The 6,045-nt window shown below is 37.1% G+C and carries 5 protein-coding genes; all 5 read left to right on the top strand.

Going from position 1 to position 6,045, the window contains the following annotated elements:
- Positions 1-98: 98 nt before the first annotated feature.
- The 5 genes from ACESSZ_RS10210 to ACESSZ_RS10190 all read left to right on the top strand — a co-directional run bounded on the left by ACESSZ_RS10210 (position 99) and on the right by ACESSZ_RS10190 (position 6,045).
- Positions 99-701: an NAD-dependent epimerase/dehydratase family protein gene (locus ACESSZ_RS10210; RefSeq protein ID WP_499842781.1), complete on the top strand. Its 603-nt coding sequence runs from the start codon at positions 99-101 to the stop codon at positions 699-701.
- A gap of 275 nt (positions 702-976) precedes the next feature.
- A complete protein-coding gene (locus ACESSZ_RS10205) occupies positions 977-1,669 on the top strand; it encodes an iron-sulfur cluster assembly scaffold protein (RefSeq protein ID WP_008690634.1) in 693 nt (230 codons plus the stop codon).
- Between the two features lie 11 nt (positions 1,670-1,680).
- On the top strand, positions 1,681-2,682 hold the full coding sequence (locus tag ACESSZ_RS10200) for a GGGtGRT protein (RefSeq protein ID WP_008690636.1): 1,002 nt from the start codon (positions 1,681-1,683) through the stop codon (positions 2,680-2,682).
- Positions 2,683-2,910: 228 nt separating this feature from the next.
- Positions 2,911-3,771, top strand: a complete 861-nt coding sequence (locus ACESSZ_RS10195; RefSeq protein ID WP_008690638.1) for a DegV family protein — start codon at positions 2,911-2,913, stop codon at positions 3,769-3,771.
- A gap of 453 nt (positions 3,772-4,224) precedes the next feature.
- Complete coding sequence (locus ACESSZ_RS10190; RefSeq protein WP_008690639.1) at positions 4,225-6,045, top strand: beta-glucoside-specific PTS transporter subunit IIABC; 1,821 nt, start codon at positions 4,225-4,227, stop codon at positions 6,043-6,045.

Raw genomic sequence — 6,045 nt, 5'->3', positions numbered from 1 at the left:
TATGAAGCGAAAGTTTCATGTACGGTGTGAAGCGGGGGAAAACTTGGAGATAACATCAAAGAGTTACCTATCGCTATTATCCGCAAATAATTACTGAGGTGCATCACTTTGATGCGTCCCTTGTAAAAGGTGGATATGCCAAAACAAAAGCACTTGCATCTCAACTGGTCATGGATGAGGTTGCCAATGGTTTGGATGCCGTTATTGTTCATCCTTCCGGTATCTTAGGGCCATATGGAACCAAGAACAATTATTTAGTGCAGATGATAAGCGATTATCTGGAAGGAAAATTGCTGGCTGGTGTTTCTGGTGGTTACGACTTTGTTGATGTCAGAGATGTCGCGAAAGGATGTATTGCGGCTTTAGAACATGGAGAAAAAGGAGATTGTTATATTTTATCTAATCAATATTATAAGATATCCGATATTCTAGATATAACCGCCTCTTTATGTGGAAAAGATGCACTGTTTATGTTACCTATGTGGGTGGCAAAAGCCTTTGCCCCTATAATTTCAGGATATGCAAAATTGCGCCATCAGCGCCCATTATATACTCCATATTCTCTTTATACTTTAGCATCAAATGTGCGCTTTTCACATGAACATGCTACCACACAGTTGGATTATCAACCAAGAAGTATGAAGGACACGCTAAGGGCAACGATTGCATGGTATCAAAGCAGGCAGGTTCATGAGCTATAATTTAGGGAAGCGTTCCTTTTGGAACGCTTTTTTACACCCTTTCTGTAAGGATAAAAAGGCCTAATTATGTTGACATAAAATAGGAAAAGAATTAAAATAATGAAGTAGGACGACATTTCTTGTGAAGATATTGTCAAATAGAAATTTCGTAGGGAAAACGTCCTCGATGATGTTATTTTAAATAGAGGAAAATGACATTGTCAAGACAGCTACACAAGCGTTAAAGTAGCACTATGGTAAATCTTTCATGGATTATGCGAGAAAGGAGAAATGACATGATTTATTCAAAAGAAGTTGAAAACATGTGCACTGTTAAGTGTGGTGCAAGCCATGGTTGTGCACCTATTCCTGAAGAAGGAAAATGGGTAAACTCCAGAGAAATCAAAGATATTTCAGGTTTGACACATGGTATTGGATGGTGTGCTCCACAGCAGGGTGCCTGCAAACTGACACTGAACGTTAAAGAAGGTATCATCGAAGAGGCACTGATTGAAACATTAGGATGTTCCGGTATGACTCACTCCGCAGCTATGGCTAGTGAGGCTATCGTTGGTAAAACACTGCTTGAAGCATTAAATACAGACTTAGTTTGTGATGCTATCAACACAGCTATGCGTGAACTGTTCCTGCAGATCGTTTATGGACGTACACAGTCTGCATTCTCTGAAAACGGACTTCCAGTTGGAGCTGGTTTGGAAGACTTAGGTAAAGGTACACGTTCTCAGGTTGGTACGGTTTACTCAACAAAATTAAAAGGACCTCGTTACTTAGACTTAGCTGAAGGCTATATCTTAAAGATGGGTCTTGATGAAAATGATGAAATCATCGGTTATGAATACGTAAACATGGGTGTATTCATGGACGCTGTTAAAAAGGGCACTAACCCTGAAGAAGCTCTGAACAATGCAAAGAAAACTTATGGTCGTTATGCAGATGCTGTTAAGTACATCGACCCAAGACACGAATAGGAGGAAAAATCATGGCATTATTTGAAGGATACGAAAGACGTATTGATAAAATCAATGAAGTATTAAACTCATATGGTATTTCTTCCATCGAAGAAGCAAAAACACTGTGTGATGATTTAGGTGTTGATGTATACAACATCGTAAAAGGCATTCAGCCAATTTGTTTTGAAAATGCATGCTGGGCATATATTGCCGGTGCAGCAATCGCTATCAAAAAAGGTGATAAAACAGCTTATGAAGTAGCGAAATCATTAGGTGAAGGGTTACAGGCATTCTGTATTCCTGGATCTGTTGCAGACGATCGTAAGGTTGGTCTGGGACATGGTAACTTGGCTGCTATGTTGTTGGATGACAACACAAAATGTTTCGCATTCTTGGCAGGACACGAAAGTTTCGCTGCTGCTGAAGGTGCAATCGGTATCGCTCGTAACGCTAACAAGGCTCGTAAAGAACCACTGCGCGTTATCCTGAATGGTTTAGGAAAAGATGCTGCGAAGATCATTTCTCGTATCAATGGATTTACACACGTTGAAACTGAATTTGACTACTTCACAGGTGAATTAAAAGAAGTTTACAGAAAAGCTTACTCTAATGGAGAAAGAGCTGCTGTTAACTGCTATGGTGTAGATGATGTACGTGAAGGTGTTGCTGTTATGCATCACGAAGGTGTAGACGTTTCTATCACTGGTAACTCTACTAACCCAACACGTTTCCAGCATCCAGTTGCAGGTACATATAAGAAAGAATGTATCGAACAGGGTAAAAAATACTTCTCTGTAGCATCTGGTGGTGGTACAGGTCGTACATTGCATCCAGATAACATGGCTGCAGGTCCTGCTTCTTACGGTATGACAGATACAATGGGACGTATGCATTCTGATGCTCAGTTTGCTGGTTCTTCAAGTGTTCCTGCTCACGTAGAAATGATGGGTCTGATCGGTATGGGTAACAACCCTATGGTTGGTGCTTCCGTAGCTGTAGCTGTAGCTGTATCAGAAGCATTGAATAAATAATTTTGATAAGAAATGAGCTGTTGTCTTAAAGATGACAGCTTTTTTTGTGTGCGGATGATAGCAGTTATGGATCATGAAGAAGAAACAAGAAAAAAGAAAGGTACATTTACTTCATATGGACAATTCATTTAGTTATAGAAACTAGATTGACTAATTATAAGAATTATACTATACTATGTATGTAACAATCGTATTTCAATTTGAAATATAAATGGAGGTTCAAAGTTCATGAATAAAGAAAAGATTGCTATTCTGGTGGATAGCTGTTGTAATGTACCGCAGGAATTCGTAGATAAATATGGAATGTATGTTATTCCTTTAAAGGTATTATATAAAGATCGTGAATATATGGATGGTGTAGATATTACCGCTGAAGAAGTATACCGTGGTTTAGAAAAGGAAATCCCTAAGACATCATTACCTTCTGGAGAACATATTCAGAAGATACTTGATCGTATAAAAGCAGATGGTTATGAAAAGGTCATTGCTGTTACGATATCCAGTGGCTTAAGTGGCACGAATAATATGATCAATTTATTGGCAAAAAATTATGAAGGATTGGAGTTCTTTGTGTTGGATACAAAAAATATTTCCATCGGATCAGGATTTCATGCCATTCAAGCGGCTCGTTATTTAGAAGCCGGCATGAGTTATCAAGCAATTTGTGAGAAATTAGAAAAAGAAGTAATGAATTGTAAGGTGTTCTTTGTTGTGGAAACTTTAGAATATCTGCAAAAAGGTGGTAGAATCGGCCTGGTTGCCTCATTATTTGGGAATGCCTTACATTTAAAGCCAATTATATCATGTAATGAAGATGGTGTGTATTATACGGTAGCAAAGGTAAGAGGAAGAAAGCAATCCATATCCAAGACCAAAGAATTGGCTTTGCAATTTGCCGGTAATCATAAGAAATATAATGTCTCCATTATGCATGGTGATGCTGCTGCATTATGTGAGGAAATTAAGCAAGATTTGCTTCCGAAGCTACCTCATATGGATGTATTTGTCAGTGATCAAGTATCTCCGGCCCTTGGTGTGCACACGGGTCCGGGAACGATAGGAATATGTATTCAGGTATTAGAAGATTAAAATGTTGACAGGTGTTTATAAAAATGCCTGTTTTTTCTATTTGTGCTTTATAGAAATCAAGGAAAGACTTATGTTTACGTTTCATATAAAATTAGCATTCATACTAGCCGCAAGAAGTTGTATATACATTAACAAAATTCGCTTACTTAAGAAAATACAGATGCGAAATGGAAGCATTCTTTGCAATAAGATTAAAAGCATATCTTAAAGTAATTTAATCGATTTAACAATCAAATTGATATTATAAATAAAGTGAATAAATAAAAAAATTCAAAAACCTCTTGTCAAAGCGCTTTCAGCATGCTATATTTATATGCGTAATAAGACATGTAACTGGTAATGCAGGCAGGATCTTACAATATCCAGAAGGCAAATATGTTTGTCTGGATGTATTGTAGATCCTGCCTTTATTTTTTGGCCAAAAATTGCATCGTACATGGGAAGGAGAAAAAAATGGATTATAAAAAAAGTGCAGCCGATATTTTAACCTATATCGGAGGTGAAAAAAATGTTGTAAATTTGGAACATTGTTCCACACGCCTTCGTTTTACAGTAGCAGATCAAACCTTAGTTGATGAAGCAAATCTGAAAAAGGTTCCCGGTGTGATTGGCGTTATTCTAAACGTTCAAGTACAAATCGTTATAGGGAATGCCGTTATTGAAGTGTATAACGAATTGATGAAATTATGTAAACCGCAAGAACAGCAATCGATAAAAACGGAAAAACAAAGTTTTGGCAATACCCTGTTAAGTTTTATTGTTGGCATCTTCCAGCCGCTTGTACCAGCTATTGCTGGAGCTGGTGTATTAAAATCTATCTTGATCCTGTTATCTACATTAGGAATTGTATCGGCAAGTGATGGGTTTTATGTAATCTTATCTTCTATTTCAGATGCGACGTTCTACTTTTTACCTTTAATGGTCGCTGTAACCACAGCAACCAAAATGAATACAAACAAACTTGTTGCTTTGGCTGCCGTCGGCGTTTTATTACTGCCTAATAATGTCGCTTTACTTGCAGAAGGATTTAAAATCTTTGGTATTACGGTAAAGAATGTTGCTTATAACTCTCAGGTGTTTCCGGCAATACTTACTGTATTATGCTTAGGTGTGTTAGAAAAAGGTTTAAACAAAATTTCACCTAAAGCAATTAGAGTATTCTTTGTTCCTATGGTAGCTTTAGCAATTACGATTCCCTTGGCATTCTTGGTATTAGGACCATTAGGATATACATTGGGAGAATATCTAACATCTGCAATTCTGTTCTTATATGATAAGTTAGGATTCTTAGGCATTGCTTTATTATCAGGTATCTTACCATTTATGATTGCAACCGGTATGCATAAAGCTATGGTACCATATGCCGTATCGACTTATGGTAATTTAGGTTATGAAATGATGTATCTTCCAGCTTCTTTAGCTCACAATATTTCTGAATCAGGAGCTTGCTTTGCGGTAGCAATCAAGGCGAAAGATCAGCAGAAAAAGTCTGTTGCTGCATCAGCCGGCATCTCTGCTTTAATGGGAATTACTGAGCCTGCATTATATGGTGTAACATTATTAAATAAAAAAGTGTTAATCAGTGTGATTGTCAGTGGCTTTATCACCGGAGGTTTCTGTGGATTTGTATTATTAAAAAGTTTTGTTATTGCAGGACCTGGACTTGCGAATATCACGATGTTTATCGATCCAAAGAATGGCATGAATTTCATATATGGTGTGATTGGATTTGTTATGGCCTTTATCTTATCTTTCGTTATAACTTTCTTTCTTTGGAAAGAGGAAGCAAATAGTGAAACACCCGAAAATAATGATGAAATCAACACAATACAGGCACCTTTAAAAGGAAATGTGATTGCCTTAGAAAGTGTTAATGATGAGATGTTTTCTAAAAAAGCGTTGGGTGATGGAATTGCTATGATTCCTGAAATCGGTGAATTGTATGCTCCATGTGAAGGGACCATAAAAATGGTATTTGATACAAAACATGCTATTGGTATGGAAACAACGAATGGAACGGAATTATTGTTTCATGTTGGTTTAAATACCGTTGAATTAAATGGGAAATATTATGAAGCATGTGTAAAAGCCGGTGATCATGTAAAGCAAGGGGATCTCTTGTTAAAATTTGATGTAGAGAAAATTAAAAGTGAAGGTTATGATGTAACAACACCAATCATTGTAACAAACACTGCTGCTTATGATATATTTGTAAAAGGAAAAGGACAAATGGATCCAAGTGGGATCATGATGATGACAGAAAGGAAGAAATAA

It is taken from the genome of Eubacterium sp. 3_1_31, from assembly GCF_964249515.1.
Taxonomy (GTDB): domain Bacteria; phylum Bacillota_I; class Bacilli_A; order Erysipelotrichales; family Erysipelotrichaceae; genus Longicatena; species Longicatena caecimuris.
The sequence above is the reverse complement of the archived record's forward strand: the minus strand, read 5'-3'. Positions and strand labels throughout refer to the sequence as shown.